This window comes from Collinsella sp. i05-0019-G5 (assembly GCF_042851345.1).
GTDB lineage: Bacteria > Actinomycetota > Coriobacteriia > Coriobacteriales > Coriobacteriaceae > Collinsella.
On the sequence record NZ_AP031421.1, the window covers coordinates 1,962,583 to 1,984,165 of the forward strand.

The following is a 21,583-nucleotide window of genomic DNA, read 5'->3' on the forward strand; positions in this document are numbered from 1 at the left end:
CAACCCGGCCCCTCGGACCGGAGCTGCGGTAACTTTGCTGCGAATCCTCGCGCCCGTTGAGCGACGCGCCCCACGCATAACCCTTATGTCGGTAGGCTGATGCGTTGCGTCCCTGATGGCTACAGGGTTGAAACGAAGGTGGACAGGCGGTGGAGGCCTTCGTCTAGGTCTTTGTCGGAGACGCAGTAGCTTAGGCGGATGTGGCCTTCGGTGCCGAAGCAGTCGCCCGGGACTAGGGCTACGTTTGCCTCTTCGATGGCTTTGATGCAGAAGTCTTCGCTGGTTAGGCCGAACTTTTTGATGCTCGGGAAAGTGTAGAAGGCTCCTGCGGGCTCTACTACGTCGAGGCCCATGGCGTTTAAGGCTGCGAGTACGCGTTCGCGGCGGGCTCGGTAGACTTTGAGCATGGGGGTTGGGTCGACGGTCAGGGCTCGGGCTGCGGCGTCCATCTCGAAGGAGACGGCGCTCGATACTAGGTATTGGTGAGCTTTTGCGATCTCGGCGATGACGGGTGCCGCTGCCGCGAGCCAACCCAGGCGCCAGCCGGTCATGGCCCAGGGCTTGGAGAAACTCTCGATGACGACCGTCTGCTCGCGCAGCTCCGGGTGTCGCTGGGCGAAGCGCTCGTAGCCGTCCACATAGACGAGGCGGTTGTATACGTCGTCGCAGACTACGTAGATGCCCGACTGCTCCGCTACGCGCGCCACGGCGTCGAGCGATGCCGCGTTGAGAATGCAGCCCGTGGGATTGTTGGGCGAGCAGATAACGACGGCCTTGGTCGCCGGGGTCACACAGGCGCGAAGCGCATCCTCGTCAATCTGAAATTGCGCAGGCTCCGTATCCAAAAAGACCGCTTTGGCGTGATTGGCCACAACGATGCTCTCGTACAGGCCAAAGGCCGGCGTGGGAATAATGACCTCGTCGCCGGGGTTGAGCATAGCCATGAATGTTGCCGACAGGGCCTCGGTCGCGCCGTCGGTCAGGATGACCTCGTCGGCCGAAAACATAAGGCCCGCGTCCCCCATGTAGGCAGATAACGCCTCACGCAGGGCGGGGCGACCGTTGTTGGGCGGATAGTGCGTGTCGCCGCGGTCCAACGAAGCAGTCACCTCGGCGCTAATCACATCGGGCGTGGGAAAATCGGGCTCGCCTAGCGCGAGCGCGATGCACCCCGGATGCTGGGCGGCGAGCGCGTTGATCCGGCGGATACCGGAGGGCTTAAGCGTGGCAAGCGAGGTGTTCATGGGCAGACGCATGACGTTCCTTTCGTAAGGGTTGCACTAGGATAGCGCGGCGGGGCGCCGCCGGACGGTGTAACCTAAACGGAAACCAACCGGAAAGGAGACGGCATGGAGACGACCGCACGCGGCGATGTACCAAAAACACTGCATAACATCGCGTTTGTCAGTATTTCCGAGAGCGCCGATCTTGAGTTTTTGCTCTGGGACCTGCAGGATGCCATCGCCGCCTATGCACAGCTTTCCGGCACTGTGCTCCCCCACCCGGTCGTTTTGGAGGCGGATGATTCCGGCAGCGTTGCCGGTGCCGCCGATGGCATTGTGTTCGCCATTGAAGATGCACCCAATGATGAAGCGATGGCGCCCATTAAGCAGATGCTCGACCGCTTTGGCGGCGCAGGGACGCGTGCCTATGTTGTTGTCCAGGCCGACGTCGGCGGCCTCGAGCGAGCACACGGGCTCGTCGTGCGTCTGCGAGCGACGTGCGACCTTCGTGGGCTGTCATGGTGCGGCGGCGTTGTCGTCTGTACCGGCAGCGGCTTCGCGGCGCTTCGTCACTCACCGCGCATGGGACTCTTGCGGCGACCGTTTTCGGAAGCGATGGACAAGCTCGTAGGCGCCGTTCGTATGGGCTGTTCGGTTGAGCATGCGCAGCGACTTGGTGGTGGTAATGCCGAGGACGTCGACGCCGACGGCATGATTTGCACCGAGCCAGCCGTGCCCGCGCCGATCTGGCGAGGCGTTCTGAAACGTCTGGGCGCCCACGCTCAAACAAAAATCTAAATTAAATAACAGCCCAGTCAACGGCTTCACTCCAACGCTCGACAAGCCGCTCCAAACGCCACGCCGCGTTGGCAGGACTCGTCGACGGCAGCACGATGGCGGGTAGCCCCGTCCGCTCTTGTAGATAGCGTTTGTAGAGCCGCCCGGCCGCGCCGCCGTTGCAGATAACGACCTCAATCGGCGTGACATCGGTAATGCGCTCGACATGCGCCGGAACGACGTTTTTGATGCTCGCGTCGCTTGAGCCCTTGATGTCACAGCTCTCGATCACGTCCCACAGGGCCACGCCGCCGTTGAGCAGCATAGCCCGCTTGGCAGCAACCGAGGCGTCGAGCGTCGCGGGCTCGCCGCTCGCCAAAGAGTCTCCCTCGTTGGGCGGCACGGGCACACCGAGGCACGCGGCCATCACACGCCAAAAGCGATTCTGAGGGTTGCCGTAATAAAAGGCGTTGGCGCGCGAAAGCACCGAGGGAAACGATCCGAGCACCAAAACGCGCGAGTGCTGGTCGAACACAGGCTCAAACCCATGCTCAATATGTTGATAGCCCTCGTCGGACGCAGCCATGGCCTAGGCCCTCAACAGATAGCGCACCTCGTAGGGTGCAAGCTCAAGGGCACCCGTTAGCTCGACTGTGGGCGCGCCGTCGGCAAGTAGGTCGGCAAAGGAGCCGTTGAGCTCGCCGGCTCCAAAGGTATAGGGCTCGTTCACGGCATTGACCGCCACGAGCACCGTCGCGTCGTCGCAGGCGCGCTCGAACAGCAGCTGCTTGTTCTGAATCACCACGTTGCGATAGGCACCATAGTTGAGGGCACGGGCCGCCGCGTCGTCTGCCGAGCGCAGGTGCGCGAGCTGCTTGATGAAGGCCGTCAGCTCGTTGGGCGCAGGCTCATCGAGCGCAGGTCGCAGCGCCCAGTCACCATCGGGGCCGCCCTTTTCGCCAGGAATCCCCCACTCGCTGCCATAGTAGACGCACGGAATGCCCGGCATGCCAAAGAGCATGCCATAAGCGGGGCGCAGACAGGACTTGTCGGTAAGGATGCTCGCCAGGCGCGGCACATCGTGGTTGTCGACAAACGACAGCAGATGCTTGCCGCGATAAATGCACCACGGGTCACCGCCAAACTGGCGGTGCAGCGAGTGCGCGATCTCGAACATATTGACCGAGTTAAAGCTGGAGTACAGGCCCTTGTAGCACTCGTAGTTGGTGCAGGAGTCGAGCATCTCGTCGTTGACGATCTGGTTGTAGTCGCCGTGGAGCGTCTCGCCGATCAGCACAAAGTCGGGCTTGAGCTCACGGGCAAAGGCGTGCAGGCGGCGCATAAAGTCGCGGTCGAGCATATAGGCAACGTCCAGGCGCAGGCCGTCGACGCCAAAGACGTCGGCCCAACGGCGCACGGACTCGAGCAGGTAATCGACCACGGCGGGGTTTTGCAGGTTGAGCTTCACGAGCTCAAAATGGCCTTCCCAGCCCTCGTACCAAAAGCCATCGCCATAGCAGGAGTCGCCGTCAAAGCTGATGTGGAACCAATCCTTGTAGGGCGAGTCCCACTTGCGCTCCTGCACATCGCGGAAGGCCCAAAAGCCACGGCCCACATGGTTGAAGACCGCATCGAGCACCACGCGGATGCCATGGGCGTGCAGCGTCTCGCACACGGCGGCAAAATCGGCATCCCCACCCAGGCGACGGTCGATATGGCGCAGGCTGCGCGTGTCGTAGCCATGGCTGTCGGATTCGAGCGGCGGGTTAATGAGCACAGCACCGATGCCGAGCTCTTGCAGGTAGTCGGCCCATTGGGCGATCTTCATGATGGGCGCATCGGGGTTGGGCGCTGCGTTGGCAGCCTGGGCGAGCTCATCTTCGGCAACGGGCGCGGCGTTTTCGCGCGGAGCTCCGCAAAAGCCCAGCGGATAGATCTGATAGAACGTCGTCTCGTATGCCCACATAGCAACCTCCCGGTAAGCTCAACACAACGACATCCATTGTATGCCCGCCGCGTATCCCCTCCCCCAAAATAAGTTGCGGTGAAATAATTCCTGCTTGGGCCTTCAGAGGCCTTAAACAGGAGCTATTCCACCGCAGCTGATGAGGGGACGTGATTAGGCGACGGGCTTTGCGCGGCGTATGGCCGGGAACAGCACCGTGATGGCGAGGATGACGCCCACGACGGTAATCGCCCCGCCCGCGAAGCCAATCCAAGCGATACCGGGACCCGAAACCACGGCGCCACCGATTGCGGTGCCCGTGCCGATACCCAGATTGAACAGGCCCGAGAAGATCGACATGGCGACGGCCGACGAATCCGCCGGTGTGTACTTGATGAGCTCGGCCTGAAACGCCACGTTAAAGGCCGTGGCGCAGCAGCCCCATAGCGCGCAAACAGCGAGAACGGCGACGAGCGACGGTGCAACCGGACCCATGAGCAGCAGAGCCACCGGCACGCCGGAGAGCGTGATAGCCAAGAACGGGAAGCGATGCCCATCGAACAGACGGCCGAACAGCCAGCTTCCGAGCAGACCAGAGCAGCCGAACGCCGTCAGCGTCATGGTAATAGCGCTTGCGTCGACGTGCGCGACCTGCGCCAGGAACGGCTCGATATAGCTGTAACCCGCATAATAGCCGGTTGCCATAAAGACCGTGACCGTGTAGAGCGCGATCAGGAACGGGTTCTTGAGCAGCACGGGCAGCTGTTTGACGGTAAAGCGCTCACCCGCCGGCATAGCCGGAAACACCGCGGCTTGGTACACCACCGCGGCGGCAGAGAAGGCACCGACCACGGCGAATGTCATGCGCCAGCCCACGGCCAGCCCGATGGCGCGGCCGATCGGCAGGCCAAAAATCTGCGCGATGGACGAGCCCGTGGCGATTATGCTGATGGCGAGCGCCCCATGGCGGGTGTCGACCAGGCGCGAAGCCATGATCGAGGCGACCGACCAGAACACGGCATGCGCGCAGGCGACCACCAGACGCGCGCAAACCAAAATAGGATAGGTGGGCGCCAAGGCGGACAAGAACTGGCCGAGCGAAAACACGGCCAAAACGCCCAGCAGCATCCGCTTGAACTCAAAGCGCGAGGCAAACACCATGAGTGGCAGCGACAGCAGCATGACACCCCAGGCGTAGACCGAAATCATGATGCCTGCCTGGGCCTCGGTGAGCGAGAACGATGCGGCAATATCAGTCAGAAGGCCAATGGGCATGAACTCTGATGTGTTGAACACGAACGAACAGCAGGCAAGCCCGATAAGCGGGAGCCACTGCTTGAGCGAGATGCCATCTTGTCTTGCCTGAGTCATGTAGGAACCCCCTCCGATTGTCTTGAGCGATGGGCGATTATATAGCAACGGCCCCGCATCCGTCAGCAACAGATGCGGGGCCGTAATCAACTCAATACACAGAGGTTGCGCCATCAATAAATAACTAAGCCAGCCCCAGCAATATGCCCGCCGAATGCACGACAAACGCCACGATCCAGGCGACCGTCACCTGAAACGCGAACACGGCCACGGCATAGCGCGCGCCCAACTCGCTCTTGACGGCGCCGATTGCCGCTACGCAGGGCGGGTACAGCAGCGTAAAGACCAGGAACACGTAGGCGGTAAACGGCGAAAACATGGTCGACAGCGCCGCGGGCGACGTTGCGCCCAAAAGCACCGTGAGCGTCGAGATGACGCTCTCCTTGGCAATGAGTCCGGTGACGAGCGCCGTCGACGCACGCCAGTCGCCAAAACCGAGTGGGGCCAACACCGGCGCGATGATGCTACCCAGACCGGCAAGCAGACTCTGCGACTGATCGGCGACCACATTAAAGCGGATATCGAACGTCTGGAGGAACCAGATGACCACGGTGGCGGCAAAGATAATGGTAAAGGCCTTGGTAATAAAGTCCTTGGCCTTATCCCATGCCAGCATCACCGTCGTCTTAACGCTCGGCAGGCGGTAATTGGGGAGCTCCATGATAAACGGCACCGGGTCGCCCTTAAATGCCGTGCGGTTGAGCACCAAAGCCGCTATGCATCCGACCGCAATGCCAATCAGATAGAGCGAGACCATGGCGGGAACTGTCGCCTGCGGGAAAAACGCCCCGCACAGCAGACCGTAGACCGGCAACTTGGCCGAACAGCTCATGAACGGCGTGAGCATGACCGTCATCTTGCGGTCGTGCTCGGATGGGAGCGTACGGGTCGACATGATAGCCGGCACGGTGCAGCCAAAACCGACGAGCATGGGCACAAAGCTGCGGCCCGACAGGCCAAAGCGACGCAATACCTTATCCATGACAAAGGCCACGCGCGCCATGTAGCCCGAGTCTTCCAGAATGGAGAGGAACAAGAAGAGCACGACGATGATCGGCAGGAAGGTCAGCACGCTGCCCACGCCCGTGAGAACACCGTCGACGGCCAGCGAGCGCACCACGTCGTTGGTGCCGAACGCCTTGAGACCCGCATCGGCCGAGGCGATGATGGCAGCGATGCCGTCCTCCATAAGTCCCTGCAACGCCGCGCCGATCACGCCAAACGTCAGCCAAAAGACGAGGCCCATGATCACCAGGAACGCCGGAATGGCTGTGTAACGACCTGTCAGGATGCGGTCAATCTTGACGGAGCGCACGTGCTCGCGGCTCTCGTGCGGCTTTACGACGCAGCGCCCGCACACGTCGCCGATAAAGCCGAAGCGCATGTCGGCCAGCGCAGATAGACGGTCGGTGCCGGCCTCGCCCTCCATCTGGGTAATGATGTGCTCGATGGCGTCAAGCTCGTTGCGATCCAGATGAAGTGCCTCGGTCACCAGCTCGTCGCCCTCAACCAGCTTGGTCGCCGCAAAACGCACGGGAATGTGCGCCGTCGCGGCATGGTCCTCGATCAGGTTGGCAATGCCGTGGATGCAGCGATGCAGTGCACCGCCGTCTGGACCATCGGGCGCACAGAAGTCCAGGCGACCGGGGCGCTCACGGAACCGCGCCACGTGCAAGGCATGATCCACCAGCTCGCCGATACCCTCGTTGCGGGCAGCGCTAATGGGGACAACGGGCACGCCCAACAGGCTCTCGAGCAGGTTGACGTCCACGGCGCCGCCGTTGGCCGTCACCTCGTCCATCATGTTGAGCGCGATGACCATGGGACGATCGAGCTCCATAAGCTGCAGCGTCAGGTACAGGTTACGCTCGATGTTGGTGGCGTCGATGATGTCGATGATGGCGTCGGGGTCTTCGTCCAAGATGAATTGGCGGCTGACGATCTCTTCGCCCGTGTACGGAGACAGCGAATAGATGCCGGGCAGGTCGGTAACGCTTGCCTCGGGATGGTTACGGATGGTGCCGTCCTTGCGGTCGACCGTCACGCCGGGAAAGTTACCGACGTGCTGGTTGGAGCCCGTAAGCTGGTTGAACAGCGTGGTCTTACCGCAGTTTTGGTTGCCGGCGAGGGCAAAATGCAGCGGTGCGCCCTCGGGCACGGCCGTCTTGGCAGCACGGGGCGAATACGTCCCCTCGCCAAGTGCCGGGTGCTCCGTCGTGCCGATTGCGGCGTTAGTGCGCGGACCCGTGTCTGTGTCGTGAACACCCACGAGCTCGATGCGAGCAGCATCGTCCTTGCGCAGCGTCAACTCGTAGCCACGCAGGCGAATCTCGAGCGGGTCGCCCATAGGAGCGTACTTCATCATGGTGACTTCGGTGCCCGGCGTTAGGCCCATGTCCAAAATATGCTGTCGGAGTGCCTGATCGTCCGATGCCACCGATGCGACAACGGCGTCCTTTCCAATCTCGAGTGTATCGAGCTTCACGCGCTCATCCTTTCGTTAGACGCGGTTAACCGTTTACCGGGGCTAACCAACTCGTAACGACAAATGATAGCGCTCTGAACTATTATATAAAGTCAAATACCGATGTTTACCTGCGCAAACTTTATGCGGTGCGCCCCGAAAGCTCTTTGCGCATACCGCTCAGCGAGATCGAAATGGAACCCGACCGCGCGGTAGCAGTGAGTCGATCACCCTCAACCGACCCCGTGCATGTAAAGGGCGCCTTGCCCATCAAGACGTGGGAGATAGTACCCGAGAGCTCAAAGAAATCGCACTCAGCGCGGGCACCCGAGAGAGCGATATTGAGACCCCTGACGTTTAGTACTGCCCTGAGCGCGCCGTTCACCCCATGTGAAAACGTCACCTCGCCGCGCTTGCTCCCCACCGGCGTCTGGGCCAAAACCACATACGTACCCTCAAGCATGGCTCCTCCTCTAAGCAGACTTTTTGAAACGGGCAAGTAGTCTACTTTTACATATGGCGTTCCAGGAAGCGGAAGGCCAGGCGGATCCAGGGACGGACGGAAACCTGCTTGTCCTCGTTGTCGACCGCGGTATTGGCGTTGCCGAGCGAAAGGCCGTGGCCACCCTGGTCAAAGACGTGTATCTCGCATGCAGCACCCTCCTCGGCCATGCGCTGCGCAAACGGGTAGACCTGCGCGACCGGCGCCGTCTTGTCGTCCGAAACGCCCCACACAAAGGTCGGGGGCATCTGGCGCGAAACGTGCGTGGTAGGGCAAATGTCGGCCAGGTGCTCATCGGTCGCCTCGCCGCCCGTCACCATCGACAGATAGTCGTTGAGCAAATCGCGCCCTGTCTTGCCACCCGTCTTGGGCACGCGCAGGTCGATGCGCGGGTCACGCGTCTGCATATCGCGCACATAGGCAAGGTCGAGCAACGGATAACCCAGCACCACGGCGTCGGGACGAATATCCTCCGGACGAGCCCCGGCAAGGCCCGCGAAAGGTCCGGTCTTCCACTGCGTTGCCAACGAGGCGCAGATCATGCCGCCCGCCGAGAAACCCACGATGCACACGCGCTTGGGATCGACATGCCACTCGTCGGCGTTGGCGCGCACGGTAGCGACCATCTTGGCGAGGTCCGCCTGCGGGTGCGGAAAGCTCACGTCGCCCGTGGCGCTCGTCACATAGTTGAGCACAAAGGCCTGGTAGCCGCGGTCCAAAAACGCAAACGCCACCGGGTCCTGCTCGTGCGGAGCGATATGCGTAAACCCGCCTCCGCCGCAGATGATCACCGCGGGGCGGCGGCCATTGGGCTTGTCGGGCAGCGGCTCGGCACCCAGATACGTAAACGTCGCCGGATAATCCTCGGTCGGCTCCTCGCCCCACAGCGCATGGTTCTCAATAATCATAGGTGCTCCCTCCGTGCGATTCGTGCGCACTCGTTTTTCGCACCTTAGCGTACCCCACTTGAGCCCGCGGCGCAGAAACACCCCCGCAATAAGTTGGCCTTCAACTGATATATCACAAAATCGCTGTTCAGAGGTATCGTTGGACAGCGTAAAATAGGAGCGCTGACCGTGCTGGGAAACACGTACGAAACGTTTCCGGCAAACCACACGCGTGCAACATGCGCGCCTGATACGTTGGAGGCATCTATGGGTCTGCTCGATTCGCTCAAGTCCACGTTCACTTCGTCGGGCGAGGCGTCCGTTCCGCCCGCAGCAAGCTTCGCCACCCGCGAAGGCGTCATCTACGCTCCTGTCAACGGCGTGCTCGTCAATCTGAGTGAGGTTCCCGACGAGACCATCGCCTCGGGCATGCTCGGCCAGGGCTACGGCATCGAGCCCATTACCGGCACCATTTACGCCCCCGCTAACGGCCGTATCGGCGCCACCACCGTCACCAACCACTCCATCGGCATGATCACCGAGGACGGTCTTCGCGTGTTCATCCATGTTGGCCTGGGCACCGTGGAAATGAACGGCAAGGGTTTTGCCCGCTTTGTCGAGATGGGCGACACGGTCAAGGCCGGCCAGCCGCTCATCAGCTTCGACCGCGACGCTATCAAGGCCGCCGGTCACGAGGACATCGTGACCGTCATCATCTCTGAGCTCGACCGCCTCAAGAGCATCGACCACGTCGGCGAGTCCGGAACGCTTATCGGCGGCAATCCGCTCGTCAAGCTTGGCGATCCGCTGCTGGTTGCCAAGACCAAGTAGCCAGGCCCCGCGCCACACAGCCAAAAGGCAACACGAAAAGCGCCCACGAGCATTTGCCGTGGGCGCTTTTCGTTTGAAAAACCATCCCGCCAATGCCTTATCTGTATAGCCCAAATGAGCCGAGCTGCTAGAATACCGAACTGTATGGATAACTATCATTCAACCGTTATGGGAGGATACGTGAACCGCACCAAAATCGCGCAGCTCTATGCCGACGCCGAGTCGCTCGGCGGCCAGACCGTCACCGTCGCCGGCTGGGTCAAGTCCGTCCGCGACATGAAGAACTTTGGCTTTGTTACGCTCAACGACGGCAGCTGCTTCCGCGACCTGCAAGTCGTCATGAACCGCGAGGCACTCGACAACTACGACGAGATCGCCCATCAAAACGTCTCGGCCGCACTCATTTGCACCGGCACCGTCAAGCTGACCCCCGATGCGCCCCAGCCTTTCGAGCTTTCTGCCACTTCCATCGAGGTCGAGGGCGCGAGCGCCCCGGATTACCCGCTGCAGAAGAAGCGCGCAACCGTCGAGTTCCTGCGCACCCAGCAGCACCTGCGCCCGCGCACCAACCTGTTCCGCGCCGTGTTCCGCATCCGCTCTGTCGCGGCTGCCGCCATCCACCGCTTCTTCCAGGAGCAAGGCTTTGTCTACGTCAACACCCCCATCATCACCACGAGCGACTGCGAGGGTGCCGGCGAGATGTTCCGCGTGACCACGCTCGACCCCAAAAATCCGCCCCTCACCGAGTCCGGCGAGGTCGACTGGAGCCAGGACTTCTTTGGCAAGCATGCGAGCCTCACCGTGTCCGGCCAGCTCAATGCCGAGAACTTTGCCATGGCCTTTGGCGACGTGTATACCTTTGGCCCCACCTTCCGCGCCGAAAACTCCAACACCACGCGCCACGCCGCCGAGTTTTGGATGATCGAGCCCGAGATGGCCTTTGCCGATCTGAACGACTACATGGATAACGCCGAGGCCATGCTCAAGTACGTCCTTAAGGACGTTATGGCCACCTGCCCCGATGAGCTCAACATGCTCAACAAGTTTGTGGACAAGGGCCTGATCGAGCGCCTGGACCACGTGGCAAACTCTGACTTTGCCCGCGTTACCTACACCGAGGCCATCGAGATCCTGGAGCAGGCCGTCGCCGCCGGTCACAAGTTTGACTATCCCGTGAGCTGGGGCATCGACCTGCAGACCGAGCATGAGCGCTTCCTGACCGAGGAGCACTTTAAGCGCCCGACCTTCGTAACCGACTACCCGGCCGAGATCAAGGCCTTCTACATGCGCATGAACGACGACGGCAAGACCGTCGCCGCCGCCGACTGCCTGGTGCCGGGCATCGGCGAGATCATCGGTGGCTCCCAGCGCGAGGAGCGCCTGGACCTGCTCGAGGCCCGCATCAAGGACCTGGGTATGAATCCCGAGCAGTACAAGTACTATCTGGACCTGCGCCGCTATGGTTCCTGCAAGCACGCCGGCTACGGCTTGGGCTTCGAGCGCCTGGTCATGTACCTGACCGGCGTGGGCAACATCCGCGACGTCCTGCCGCACCCGCGCACCGTGGGCAACGCCGACTTCTAATCGTCGGACGCTAGCTCGCGTCGCCACACGCCAACGCTCATCGCGCAAGCGTCTCTCGACATCGGTCGAGAGACGCTTTTTTTCAACGGTATCCGTCAAGCTTTTGGCAAGTTTTTGGTCAGTTGGGCAGGGCTGTTGAAAACTCGACCCGCCGCTTGCCGACGGCTACCGACCGCCCAGGGCGTCCTGCACCCCTGGGAAAGCCCCGCGTCCTAGGCTCCATACCGTCGCCACCCAAAACGGAAAGGACGTGGGCGCCATGACCGAAACCGCTGTTGAAACTTACGAGACCACGACGAGGGGCGCCGCCTCGATGGCAGCCTATCGCGCCGTTCGCATCCTGCAACTATTAAGCGAAAACACCGGTGAGGACAAGGCCATGCTTTCCGATGAGTTGATCCGGCGCCTCGCCCATCCCGACGACCCCGCCCGCATGCCCATCTCGGCGGCGCGGCGCAGCATCTACACCGCCATCTCCGCACTTCGCCATGCCGGATACGAAATTGAGTACAAGCGCGGCGTGGGCTATCGACTCTTGACCCGTCCGCTCACCGATGAAGAGATCATCCGGCTCCACGGCATGGTCATGCGCAACCGCTCCACGCCCATCGCCATTCGAAAAAGCATGGCGCAGCACCTGGTCGCCATGGCGAGTGCCGACGTTCGCGGCTACCTTGATGCACCCGAGCCCGCTCCAAGTGCCGGCAGCAAATCCACCAAGGCCACGCGCACGCCCGTCAAGCGCATCGACACCTGCGAGCTCATCGAGCAGGCCATCGACCACGGAACCACGGTGAGTTTTGATATTTCGAGTGTCACGGCACGCGGAGAGGTCGAAGTGGCACGGATGACACTCCGGCCCTTTGCCATCAAGCAACGAGACGGCATCTCGTATTTGCTGGGAACGGTCTACGACACCCGAGGCGCCGACGACACCCTGCGCACCGTTGAGGTCAGCCGCATGAAAAACGTCAGCACGCGCTTGCTCGACGGCAAAAAACTCTTTGCCGCGCTAGACGATGAGAACGCCTCCGCCGCATAAGAACCTCCGCCGTCCATTCGACTACCCGTACCGCCCATCCGGTTCTGTATTAAAAAACCCGCCAGGTTATTGTAAAAATGGACATCCGCGCTACTATAGTTCCACTTGTACTTTGTTTGAGTGCAGTGTTTCCAGCCATTTCTATACTGGGGGTAACGATATGAAGGATATCACCATCAGCCGCAGGAGCCTTCTGGTCTCTGCTGGCCTGCTCGCGCTCGCTCCGCTCGCCGGATGCGGCGGCAACTCTGGTTCCGGCTCTGCTGCCACCAGTTCCGACTACACCATCGGCGTTCTGCAGCTCACCGAGCACTCCGCACTCGACGCCGCCAACGACGGCTTTATCAAGGCCATCAAGAAGAGCGGTCTTAAGGTCAAGATCGATCAGAAGAACGCCCAGAACGACCAGTCCACGTGTAAGTCCATCGCCGACAAGTTCGTGGGCGATGGCGTCGACCTGATCTATGCCATCGCTACGCCCGCCGCGCAGGCCGCCGCCGGCGCCACAGCCGATATCCCCATCGTGGGCTGCGCCATCACCGACTACGCTGCCTCGGGCCTGGTCCAGGACAACGATAAGCCCGGCACCAACGTCACCGGCGCCTCCGACCTCACCCCGGTCGCCGAGCAGCTCGAGATGATGCAGAAGGTCCTGCCCGACGTTAAGAAGGTCGGCTTGCTCTACTGCACCGCCGAGTCCAACTCCGACGTCCAGATCAAGGCCGCCAAGAAGGAGCTCGACAAGCTGGGCCTGAAGTACACCGATTACACCGTCTCGAGCTCCAACGAGATCCAGTCCGTCGTCGAATCTGCCGTGGGCAAGGTCGACGCGCTGTACTCCCCCACCGATAACACCATCGCCGCGGGCGCCTCGCAGGTGGGCCAGATCTGCAAGGAGAACAAGCTTCCCTACGTGACCGGCGAGGAGGGTATGTGCATGGCCGGCGGCCTGTTCACCCTCTCCATCAACTATGAGGACCTGGGCTACGCCGCGGGCGAGATGGCCGTCAAGATTCTGAAGGGCGAGGCCAAGCCCGAGGATATGCCGATCAAGCACCTCTCGAGCAAGGACCTGGTCGTCGTCAAGAACGACGAGATGGCCGAGGCTCTGGGCATCGATCTTTCTGCTCTGGACGAGTAGCGCCATGCGCGGCGATGTGCCTAGGGCCCATACTCGCGCCGTTGCCGTGTTATTCAATATCTGAGCCACAGGGGCGAACGCCAAAGACCGGCGTTCGCCCTGCTTGTTACGGATGAGACAAAACATCCGGCCGCAGCTCTTTCATGCATTGTTACCGCTATCATGGTGACTCACGTGTCCACCCTATCCTAGGAGGTATGAAGCATGCTCATTGCATTGCAGGGCGCCGTTTCGCAGGGCGTCCTCTGGGGCATTATGGTGCTTGGCGTGTTTATCACGTTCCGCCTGCTCGACATCCCCGATATGACCTGCGACGGCAGCTTTGCCCTCGGCGGCTGCGTCTGCGCCGTGCTCATCGTCAATAACAACGTCGACCCGCTGCTCGCTGTTTTGGCCGGTATGTGTGCCGGTGCCATCGCGGGCGCCGTCACGGGCATTTTGACCACCGTCTTTGAGATTCCCGCGATCCTCGCCGGAATCCTGACGCAAATCAGCCTGTGGTCCATCAACCTACGCATCATGGGCAAATCCAATACGCCCATCCTTGCCAAGGGCACTATCTTCTCGTCTGTCAGCAACATGACGGGCCTGCCGCAGTCCACCGTCGCCATCATCCTGGGCATCTTGCTCGCTGTGGCTATCGTTGCCATCCTGTATTGGTTCTTTGGCACCGAGATCGGCTCGGCACTGCGCGCCACCGGCAACAATGAGTACATGATCCGCGCCCTGGGCGTCAACACCAACTCCACCAAGATGATCGCCCTCGTGCTCTCCAACGCCCTCATCGGCCTTTCGGGCGCGCTCATCTGCCAGAGCCAGAAGTACGCCGACATTGGTATGGGCACCGGCGCCATCGTTATCGGTCTTGCCGCCATTGTTATCGGCGAGGTACTCGGTCGCCTGCTGCCCGGCGGTCTCACGCAGTTTAGCGTCCGTCTTGCCTCCGCCGTCTTTGGCTCCGTGGTGTACTTCCTTATCCGCGCCATCGTGCTGCAGCTGGGCATGGACGCCAACGACATGAAGCTGCTCTCCGCCGTGATCGTTGCCGTGGCCCTGTGCGTGCCCGTGGTTTGGGAGCGCTATAAGCTCCGCAGCTCCTACACGAAGGGGGATGAGGCAGATGCTTAAACTCTCGCACGTCAAAAAGACCTTTAACAAGGGCACCGTCACCGAGAAGCGCGCGCTCACCGGCGTCGACCTTACCCTCAATGATGGCGACTTTGTAACCGTGATCGGCGGCAACGGCGCCGGCAAGTCCACGCTGCTCAACATGATCGCCGGCGTGTATCCGCTCGATTCGGGGGTTATCGAGCTCGACGGCACCGACATCTCGCGTCTGAGCGAGTCGCAGCGCGCCAAGTACCTGGGCCGCGTGTTCCAGGACCCCATGCGCGGCACCGCAGCTGACATGCAAATTGCCGAGAACCTGGCCCTCGCCAAGCGCCGCGGCCAGCATCGCGGTCTTTCGTGGGGCGTCACCAAAGCCGAGAAGGACGAGTACGTTGAACTGCTCAAGCGCCTGGACCTCGGTCTGGACACGCGCCTCAGCGCTAAGGTCGGCCTGCTTTCGGGTGGCCAGCGCCAGGCACTCACTCTGCTCATGGCCACGCTCACCAAGCCGCGCCTGCTGCTGCTCGACGAGCACACCGCGGCGCTCGACCCCAAGACGGCCTCTAAGGTGCTCAACCTGACCGAGGAGATTGTCGACGAAAACCATCTGACCACGCTCATGGTTACGCACAACATGAATGACGCTATCCGTCTGGGCAATCGCCTGATCATGATGCACGAGGGTCACGTGATCTACGACGTGGCAGGCGATGAGAAGAAGTCGCTCACCGTTGCCGACCTGTTGCAGAAGTTCGAGGAGGTCTCGGGCGGCGAGCTCGCCAACGACCGCATGCTGTTGAGCTAAAATCTGCCAAAAAGGGATGTTTATTTTGGCAGGTTTTATCTGCACAAACGTCAAAACCGCCGCAAAGGAACAGATACCTTTGCGGCGGTTTTCGCATATTATGTCGATAATCCAGCGTCAGCAGGAACCACTGGTTAAGAACTAAGGAAACTGCCATGAGAAGACTCCTTCCCCGTCTTGCCTTGACCGCCGCTCTCCTCGCCGGTGCGCTCACCGGCGCCCCCGTCTGCTCCGTAGCGGCCGTCCCGTCTCAAGTTATCGACGGCGCCGTAACCGTGATGCACACCAACGACATCCACGGCAGCTACAAGTACAGCTACAACGCAAGCAAGGGCACGGGCACCATTGGCTTTGACGGACTGGCGGTTCTCTATAGCGCCCAAAGCAACGCCCCCGACTTTCTGCTCGATGCAGGCGACACCTTCCACGGGCAGTCCTTTGCCACCATGAGCGAGGGCAAGAGCATCGCCGAACTCATGAACACCTTCTACGCAAACGGCTACGACGCGACCACACCGGGCAACCATGACTGGAGCTACGGCGCGGATAAGCTTCGCACGATGGCCGGCAACGGTACCACCAGTACACCTTTCGCCATGCTTTGCGCGAATGCAACGTCCTCGAACGGCGTATGGAGCTCGAGCATCACCAAGATGCTCAACCACACTTGGAAGGACGGCGAGAACAGCCCCACGTTTAACTACAAGATTAAGGTCGGCGTCGTCGGAGCCATGGATGAGACGCTGGGCTCCTCGCTGCGCGCAGACCTGGTCGAGGGCACGTCGTTCTCGGGTGCGGCGGACGCCATCAATGACGAGGCCAAGCGACTGCGCGAGGACGAGGGCTGCAACGTTATCGTCTGCATCGCGCACACGCTCAACGCCAAGACCTTTGCCGCACAGCTCAATGGCGTCGATGCTCTGGTCGCAGGCCACGAGCACATCAACTTAAATGAGAACGTGACGGGAGCCGATGGCAAGCCGGTCCGCGTCGTCGAGGCGGGCAGCGCCTTTGCCGAGGTTGGTCTGCTTTCCATTCCCTATGAGTACGACACCAAGGGTACCGAAACCACCAACGACGACATAGTGACGGTCTCCGCAGGCAACAGCGCCGAGACGCTCTACGCCGCCAAGGACGTGAACGACCTTTTGGCAGACTCCGACAAGGGCGCCTTCTACCAGAGCCAGCTCGACGAGGTTCGCAACAAAATCAAGCCACTCGATGACGCCTTTGAAAGCGAATCGAACAAGGTGCTCGGCACATCTGCCACTGACTATTTCTACGGCGAGGATGCCGCAGGCACGCATGGCTGGGAGATGGTGCGCACCACCGATCTGCGTCCCAGCAAAGCGGGCGACACCGCTAAGGCTCAGACCATCGGACATGTGATCTGCGGTTCCTATCTTAATTTGACGGGCGCGGACCTTGCCATCGAAAACGCGGGCGGTATCCGTGGCGGTATAACGGCGGGAGACGTAACCGCCGGCAACGTCATCGCCATCTCACCCTATGGCAACACCGTCGAGACCTGGACCATGACCGGTGCGGACTTCCTGGCAGCGCTCGAGCACTCGTTACAGATCAGCGACGATTGCAACGACAGCTACGAGCTTCAGCAAGCGTATGTGGCAGCCGGCCACACCGAGCAGGAGGCACAAGACAAGTACAAGTGGCGCGACGACTCCGGCAGCGTCCTTTCCTTCGGCGGCATCAACGTGACAATCGATTGGACGCAGTCCGAAGGCAAGCGCATTGTAAGCGCCACGCTCACCAAGGATGGCAGTACGCTCGACCCCGCCAAGACCTATACCGTTGCCACCAACAACTACATCATCACCAACACGGCCGACTTCCCCGCCTTTGCAAACGCCACCAAGCACACCGAATGGGGCACGTGCGAGGCGGCGCTGAGGGCACTGATTGGTCAGAATGGCTGGGAGAGCAAGATGGCCTCGCTCGCGGGCACCATCAGCTTTGGCTCCGCTGCCGTGGACCCCACGCCCACACCGGCCCCGACGTCTGAGCCCTCGCCCAAGCCCCGCACGACGACCACGCAGGTCACCACCAAGAAGACGACCGGCAAGCTTGCCGCAACGGGAGACCGCACGCTGGCCGTGGTCGGAGCATGTCTCATTGCCGGCATCGTCATTATCATTCTCGGCATTATCTGGAAGCGTCGACGCTAAGCTACACCGCCGAGCCTTGCAGCCCCGCCGTGCAAACCTGATATCGAGCGCAGATGCCCGTCCGAATTTGATCTGACGGGCTTCTCGATGGGTATCATGGTTGAATGATCATTAGGAGGTTTTCCCTACATGGAATTGTTTGAGCCAATTCTTCATTTCTTTGAGCAACGGTGGGTCCACAACATCATCTGGGCCGTCATCTTAGCGATAGGCACCGCCGTCGCCGCCAAGGTCGCATCCAAGACCCTGCACCATCTGCTTAACCGAGACGATAACCCGCTTCCGGCATCGAGTATCTTCATCAACATCGCGCGCGCCGTCATCTGGATGATCGGCGGCAGTTTTATCCTCGACAACTGCTTTGGCATTAACGCAAACGCGCTCGTCGCCGCTCTTGGCGTCGGCGGCATCGCCATCTCGCTCGGCTTTCAGGACACGCTATCAAACCTCATCGGCGGCATGCAAGTGACCTTTATGGGCATCATCAAGCCCGGCGACAATATCGAGGTCGGCGGCGTGTCGGGCGTGGTCCAGGACATCACTTGGCGCCACACGACCATCGAAGATGCCTGCGGGCAGACCATCATCGTCCCCAACTCCAACATCTCCAAGAACACGCTCGTGCATCTGATGCCCTTTGGGCGCGTGGCCGTCCCCGTCGCGGTCAAAGACCCCTCCAAATGGGCGTCACTCGATGCACTAGCAGACGAGCTTGTCAGCGCCACCAAAACGGCCGTCTCGCCCATCTCGGGTTTTGACAAGGAGCCATATGTGCTCTTTAGCGAGATTGGCGACTTTGGCATTAAGGGCAAGATCATCTTTATCGTCAGCGACGACAGCACCACTTTCACCGCCGCCGACGCCTGCATCCGCGCCATCGCCCCCATCATCGCCTAACCTACCAAATAGGGACGGGTTTATTTTGGCGGGCTTTATCTGGGCAAATGAGCGGTTAATTTCTTAATGGCCCAGCCGCCCTTTACGAGCTGCCCCTTTTCGAGCGGCCGAGACGATGGTACCATGGTCCATATAGTTGTTTAAACGACTAAGGGAGCAAAACTATGGAAGAGGCCTATCGTCAAGCACGCAAGCGTGGCGAGCAAGGACGTCGACGCGCCATTAGTCAAAGCGAGTATCCGTACCTCACGAACCTCGATAGCTTGGTTGCCCAGCTCCCCTTGGGCCAGCGAGAGAATGTCGGTCTGAGAGACATTCCGCTCGAAATGGTCGTCGGCACGGTTACCAAGGGCCGTCAGTCCGCCTTTTCGTGCAACTTCATGCCCCTGCTGCCGTTTAACACCGAGTTCGCCCGCAAGTGGTCCAACCTCTACGACATCCAGGTGACCGAGGGCTATCGCGATCCCGTCATCGTCACCGAGTTCATGCATCGGTTTTACGTCCAAGAGGGCAACAAACGCGTCAGTGTCCTCAAATTCTTGGACGCCCCGACGGTTTCGGCCAAGATTACCCGTCTCTACCCCGGCACATGGGATTCCGTCGAAAGCCGCCTGTACGGTGAGTTCTGCGCGTTTTGGCACGTCTGTCCCCTATACGAGATCGAGTTCTCGCGCGAGGGAAGCTACGAGACGCTCGCCAAGATGCTCGGTCAGAACCTTATCGAAAAATGGCCGCAGAAAAAGGTCGACTACCTGCGCCACACCTTCCTGCTCTTTAAGCGCGCCTACCTTCGCGCGGGCGGCGACCACCTGGACATTACGCCCGCCGACGCCATGCTCGTCTACCTCAATGTGTACAACCAGGACCGCCTGCTGGATACGCCGACGGATATCGTCGTAAACCGCCTGTGCAAGATTTGGCGTGAGCTGGTCATTGCCGGCAAAAATGACGAGGACAAGGTCGATCTTGTCGAAGCACCGAGCATCGATGAGGAAGAGTCGCCCGCCAAGTCCACCTCCAGCGTGCTCAACTTCTTTATGGGCAAGACCGTCTATTCGGCGGCCAATCCCCTACGCATCGCCTTTATCCATGAGTTCCCCTGTGCGACGTCGAGCTGGGACAGCCTGCACGAACAAGGACGTCAGTATCTCGATGAGCACTTTGGCGGTATCGTGCGCACCGAGGCGTTCGAGGACTGTCACGATCCGGACGTGTTCTACGCCGCCGTCGAGACAGCCGTAAAGCACGGGGCGAACGTCATCTTCTCGACCTCACACCGGCTCATGGAATACACGCTCAGGGCGTCAGTCGAGTATCCCCAGGTGCGGTTCCTTAACTGCTCAATCGGCCTTCCCCACCAAAGCGTCCGCTCGTACTTTGGAAAGATGTACGAGGCCAAGTTCCTACTGGGCGCCCTTGCCGCCAGCATGGCCGACAACCACCGTATTGGCTACCATGCGTCGGTCTTCGCCTCGGGCGCGCTGAGCGAAATCAACGCCTTCGCTATCGGTGCCTCGCTGCTCGACCCTCGTGCGCAGATTATCCTCACTTGGGGAGATGTTCCCGCCGGCGGTCTTGCCGAAGCCATGTGTCGCGAGGGCGTGAGCGTCATGACCGGCGCCGATATGTCCAAGTCTCTCGAGGACCCCACCGCCTACGGGCTTCACCGTCTGGTAAACGGCAAGGAAGTTACCGGTATTGCTATGCCGGTATGGAACTGGGGCCGTTACTACGAACTCATCGTACGCAGCCTACTGCACGGCACATGGGACGAGACCGCCGATGACCAGCAGGTGCGCGCCGTCAACTACTGGTACGGTATGAGCTCCGGCGTCATCGATATTCGCTACGCTCCGGGCCTACCCTATCAGACGCGTAAACTTGTGCAGCTGCTTCGCAACGGCATTGTCGAGGGCTCCATCAACCCATTTGGCGGCGAGCTCCACAGCCAGGACGGCGTGGTTCAGATTGAGGGCTTCCCTCCCCTGCCGAGTACGCAGATTGTCGAGATGAACTGGCTGGCTGACAACGTTATAGGCTCGATTCCGCAGCTCGATAACGAGCCGGAGGTCCGTGCCCTATGAATATCCTAGCCATTGCCGATGTAGAGGAGCGCTGCCTGTGGGAATGTTTTCGCAAGGAGCGCTTTGAGGACGTTGACCTGATTCTATCCGCAGGCGACCTGGATCCGGACTATCTTGAGTTTTTGGTCACTGTCATCAACAAACCGCTTGTGTACGTTCGTGGCAACCACGACGACCGCTACGCGCGCCATGCACCGGGCGGGTGCATTTGTGTTGAGGACAGCGTATATGTGTACCGAGGTATTCGCATTGCGGGTCTGGGCGGTTCCATGCGCTACCGCGACGGCGCGAACATGTATACCGAGCGCGAGATGGCAAAACGCATGCGCAAGCTATCGCGAAAAATCGCACTGGTAGACGGATGCGATATTCTACTTACCCATGCACCCGTCGCAGGCATGGGCGACCTGGACGACCTGCCGCATCGAGGATTCGAGTGCTTTAATGCGGCTCTTGAGTCTTGGGGTCCCGACTATATGATTCACGGGCATGTGCACCAAAGCTACGGCCCCAACTTTCAACGCGAGCGCCAACACCCATGCGGAACGAAGATTGTCAACGCCTGCGGCTATACCAAGATCGAAATTGACGAGGCGCGCTACCCCACGCGCGGTTGGAAGGCCGCTTGGCTCAACTCGCAAACCATGCGCCGCGAGCTCAAACGCCACGAAGCAATCGAGTCTTCAACCGCCAGAACCCCCTGGTAACTGCCAACAACCACCACGAAGGGGATA

18 protein-coding genes are annotated in these 21,583 nt (G+C 60.6%); 11 read left to right on the forward strand and 7 right to left on the reverse strand.

Features of this window, described 5'->3' with window-relative positions; genetic code table 11:
- Positions 1–119: 119 nt before the first annotated feature.
- A complete protein-coding gene (locus tag ACGHIZ_RS09195) occupies positions 120–1,256 on the reverse strand; it encodes a pyridoxal phosphate-dependent aminotransferase (RefSeq protein ID WP_390447623.1) in 1,137 nt (378 codons plus the stop codon).
- Positions 1,257–1,349: 93 nt separating this feature from the next.
- Here ACGHIZ_RS09195 and ACGHIZ_RS09200 point away from each other — a divergent pair, with 93 nt between their 5' ends.
- A complete protein-coding gene (locus ACGHIZ_RS09200; protein ID WP_117639555.1) occupies positions 1,350–2,021 on the forward strand; it encodes a hypothetical protein in 672 nt (223 codons plus the stop codon).
- Position 2,022: 1 nt separating this feature from the next.
- Here ACGHIZ_RS09200 and ACGHIZ_RS09205 read toward each other — a convergent pair whose 3' ends face one another.
- From ACGHIZ_RS09205 to ACGHIZ_RS09230, 6 genes are all read right to left on the reverse strand, one after another.
- Positions 2,023–2,586 (reverse strand): DNA-deoxyinosine glycosylase, encoded by a 564-nt coding sequence (locus ACGHIZ_RS09205; RefSeq protein ID WP_117639553.1) that lies wholly within the window; start codon positions 2,584–2,586, stop codon positions 2,023–2,025.
- Positions 2,587–2,589: 3 nt separating this feature from the next.
- On the reverse strand, positions 2,590–3,966 hold the full coding sequence (locus ACGHIZ_RS09210) for an alpha-amylase family glycosyl hydrolase (RefSeq protein WP_390447626.1): 1,377 nt from the start codon (positions 3,964–3,966) through the stop codon (positions 2,590–2,592).
- Positions 3,967–4,119: 153 nt separating this feature from the next.
- On the reverse strand, positions 4,120–5,316 hold the full coding sequence (locus ACGHIZ_RS09215) for an MFS transporter (protein WP_390447630.1): 1,197 nt from the start codon (positions 5,314–5,316) through the stop codon (positions 4,120–4,122).
- A gap of 124 nt (positions 5,317–5,440) precedes the next feature.
- The gene (feoB, locus tag ACGHIZ_RS09220; RefSeq protein WP_390447632.1) at positions 5,441–7,801 is read right to left on the reverse strand and encodes a ferrous iron transport protein B; all 2,361 of its coding nucleotides are present in this window, start codon (positions 7,799–7,801) and stop codon (positions 5,441–5,443) included.
- A 121-nt stretch (positions 7,802–7,922) separates the two neighbouring features.
- Complete coding sequence (locus tag ACGHIZ_RS09225; protein ID WP_117786142.1) at positions 7,923–8,243, reverse strand: hypothetical protein; 321 nt, start codon at positions 8,241–8,243, stop codon at positions 7,923–7,925.
- 47 nt (positions 8,244–8,290) lie between these two features.
- The gene (locus ACGHIZ_RS09230) at positions 8,291–9,190 is read right to left on the reverse strand and encodes an alpha/beta hydrolase (protein ID WP_390447635.1); all 900 of its coding nucleotides are present in this window, start codon (positions 9,188–9,190) and stop codon (positions 8,291–8,293) included.
- Positions 9,191–9,436: 246 nt separating this feature from the next.
- Between ACGHIZ_RS09230 and ACGHIZ_RS09235 the strand changes: the two genes are divergently transcribed.
- From ACGHIZ_RS09235 to ACGHIZ_RS09280, 10 genes are all read left to right on the forward strand, one after another.
- Positions 9,437–10,000: a PTS glucose transporter subunit IIA gene (locus ACGHIZ_RS09235; protein WP_117583092.1), complete on the forward strand. Its 564-nt coding sequence runs from the start codon at positions 9,437–9,439 to the stop codon at positions 9,998–10,000.
- Positions 10,001–10,180: 180 nt separating this feature from the next.
- Positions 10,181–11,584: an asparagine--tRNA ligase gene (gene asnS, locus ACGHIZ_RS09240; protein WP_390449924.1), complete on the forward strand. Its 1,404-nt coding sequence runs from the start codon at positions 10,181–10,183 to the stop codon at positions 11,582–11,584.
- Between the two features lie 259 nt (positions 11,585–11,843).
- Entirely contained in the window at positions 11,844–12,626 is a 783-nt protein-coding gene (locus tag ACGHIZ_RS09245; RefSeq protein ID WP_390447638.1) for a hypothetical protein, read from the forward strand.
- A 160-nt stretch (positions 12,627–12,786) separates the two neighbouring features.
- A complete protein-coding gene (locus ACGHIZ_RS09250) occupies positions 12,787–13,767 on the forward strand; it encodes an ABC transporter substrate-binding protein (RefSeq protein WP_390447641.1) in 981 nt (326 codons plus the stop codon).
- A 204-nt stretch (positions 13,768–13,971) separates the two neighbouring features.
- Complete coding sequence (locus ACGHIZ_RS09255) at positions 13,972–14,895, forward strand: ABC transporter permease (protein ID WP_117802925.1); 924 nt, start codon at positions 13,972–13,974, stop codon at positions 14,893–14,895.
- Positions 14,888–15,682: an ABC transporter ATP-binding protein gene (locus ACGHIZ_RS09260; RefSeq protein ID WP_390447644.1), complete on the forward strand. Its 795-nt coding sequence runs from the start codon at positions 14,888–14,890 to the stop codon at positions 15,680–15,682. Before ACGHIZ_RS09255 ends, ACGHIZ_RS09260 begins: the two co-directional genes overlap by 8 nt.
- A 155-nt stretch (positions 15,683–15,837) precedes the next feature.
- The gene (locus ACGHIZ_RS09265; protein ID WP_390447647.1) at positions 15,838–17,868 is read left to right on the forward strand and encodes a bifunctional metallophosphatase/5'-nucleotidase; all 2,031 of its coding nucleotides are present in this window, start codon (positions 15,838–15,840) and stop codon (positions 17,866–17,868) included.
- Positions 17,869–17,997: 129 nt separating this feature from the next.
- Positions 17,998–18,765 (forward strand): mechanosensitive ion channel family protein, encoded by a 768-nt coding sequence (locus ACGHIZ_RS09270; RefSeq protein ID WP_390447650.1) that lies wholly within the window; start codon positions 17,998–18,000, stop codon positions 18,763–18,765.
- Between the two features lie 164 nt (positions 18,766–18,929).
- A complete protein-coding gene (locus ACGHIZ_RS09275; protein ID WP_390447652.1) occupies positions 18,930–20,849 on the forward strand; it encodes a BMP family ABC transporter substrate-binding protein in 1,920 nt (639 codons plus the stop codon).
- Positions 20,846–21,556: a metallophosphoesterase gene (locus ACGHIZ_RS09280; RefSeq protein WP_117639531.1), complete on the forward strand. Its 711-nt coding sequence runs from the start codon at positions 20,846–20,848 to the stop codon at positions 21,554–21,556. The genes ACGHIZ_RS09275 and ACGHIZ_RS09280 overlap by 4 nt, the downstream gene beginning before the upstream one ends.
- The last annotated feature ends 27 nt before the right edge of the window (positions 21,557–21,583 follow it).

Coding starts and splice junctions, on each gene's coding strand:
- ACGHIZ_RS09195 (WP_390447623.1), bottom strand. CDS start 1,256: ATGCGTCTGCCCATGAACACCTCGCTTGCCACGCTTAAGCCCTCCGGT.
- ACGHIZ_RS09200 (WP_117639555.1), top strand. CDS start 1,350: ATGGAGACGACCGCACGCGGCGATGTACCAAAAACACTGCATAACATC.
- ACGHIZ_RS09205 (WP_117639553.1), bottom strand. CDS start 2,586: ATGGCTGCGTCCGACGAGGGCTATCAACATATTGAGCATGGGTTTGAG.
- ACGHIZ_RS09210 (WP_390447626.1), bottom strand. CDS start 3,966: ATGTGGGCATACGAGACGACGTTCTATCAGATCTATCCGCTGGGCTTT.
- ACGHIZ_RS09215 (WP_390447630.1), bottom strand. CDS start 5,316: ATGACTCAGGCAAGACAAGATGGCATCTCGCTCAAGCAGTGGCTCCCG.
- ACGHIZ_RS09225 (WP_117786142.1), bottom strand. CDS start 8,243: ATGCTTGAGGGTACGTATGTGGTTTTGGCCCAGACGCCGGTGGGGAGC.
- ACGHIZ_RS09230 (WP_390447635.1), bottom strand. CDS start 9,190: ATGATTATTGAGAACCATGCGCTGTGGGGCGAGGAGCCGACCGAGGAT.
- ACGHIZ_RS09235 (WP_117583092.1), top strand. CDS start 9,437: ATGGGTCTGCTCGATTCGCTCAAGTCCACGTTCACTTCGTCGGGCGAG.
- ACGHIZ_RS09245 (WP_390447638.1), top strand. CDS start 11,844: ATGACCGAAACCGCTGTTGAAACTTACGAGACCACGACGAGGGGCGCC.
- ACGHIZ_RS09250 (WP_390447641.1), top strand. CDS start 12,787: ATGAAGGATATCACCATCAGCCGCAGGAGCCTTCTGGTCTCTGCTGGC.
- ACGHIZ_RS09255 (WP_117802925.1), top strand. CDS start 13,972: ATGCTCATTGCATTGCAGGGCGCCGTTTCGCAGGGCGTCCTCTGGGGC.
- ACGHIZ_RS09260 (WP_390447644.1), top strand. CDS start 14,888: ATGCTTAAACTCTCGCACGTCAAAAAGACCTTTAACAAGGGCACCGTC.
- ACGHIZ_RS09265 (WP_390447647.1), top strand. CDS start 15,838: ATGAGAAGACTCCTTCCCCGTCTTGCCTTGACCGCCGCTCTCCTCGCC.
- ACGHIZ_RS09270 (WP_390447650.1), top strand. CDS start 17,998: ATGGAATTGTTTGAGCCAATTCTTCATTTCTTTGAGCAACGGTGGGTC.
- ACGHIZ_RS09275 (WP_390447652.1), top strand. CDS start 18,930: ATGGAAGAGGCCTATCGTCAAGCACGCAAGCGTGGCGAGCAAGGACGT.
- ACGHIZ_RS09280 (WP_117639531.1), top strand. CDS start 20,846: ATGAATATCCTAGCCATTGCCGATGTAGAGGAGCGCTGCCTGTGGGAA.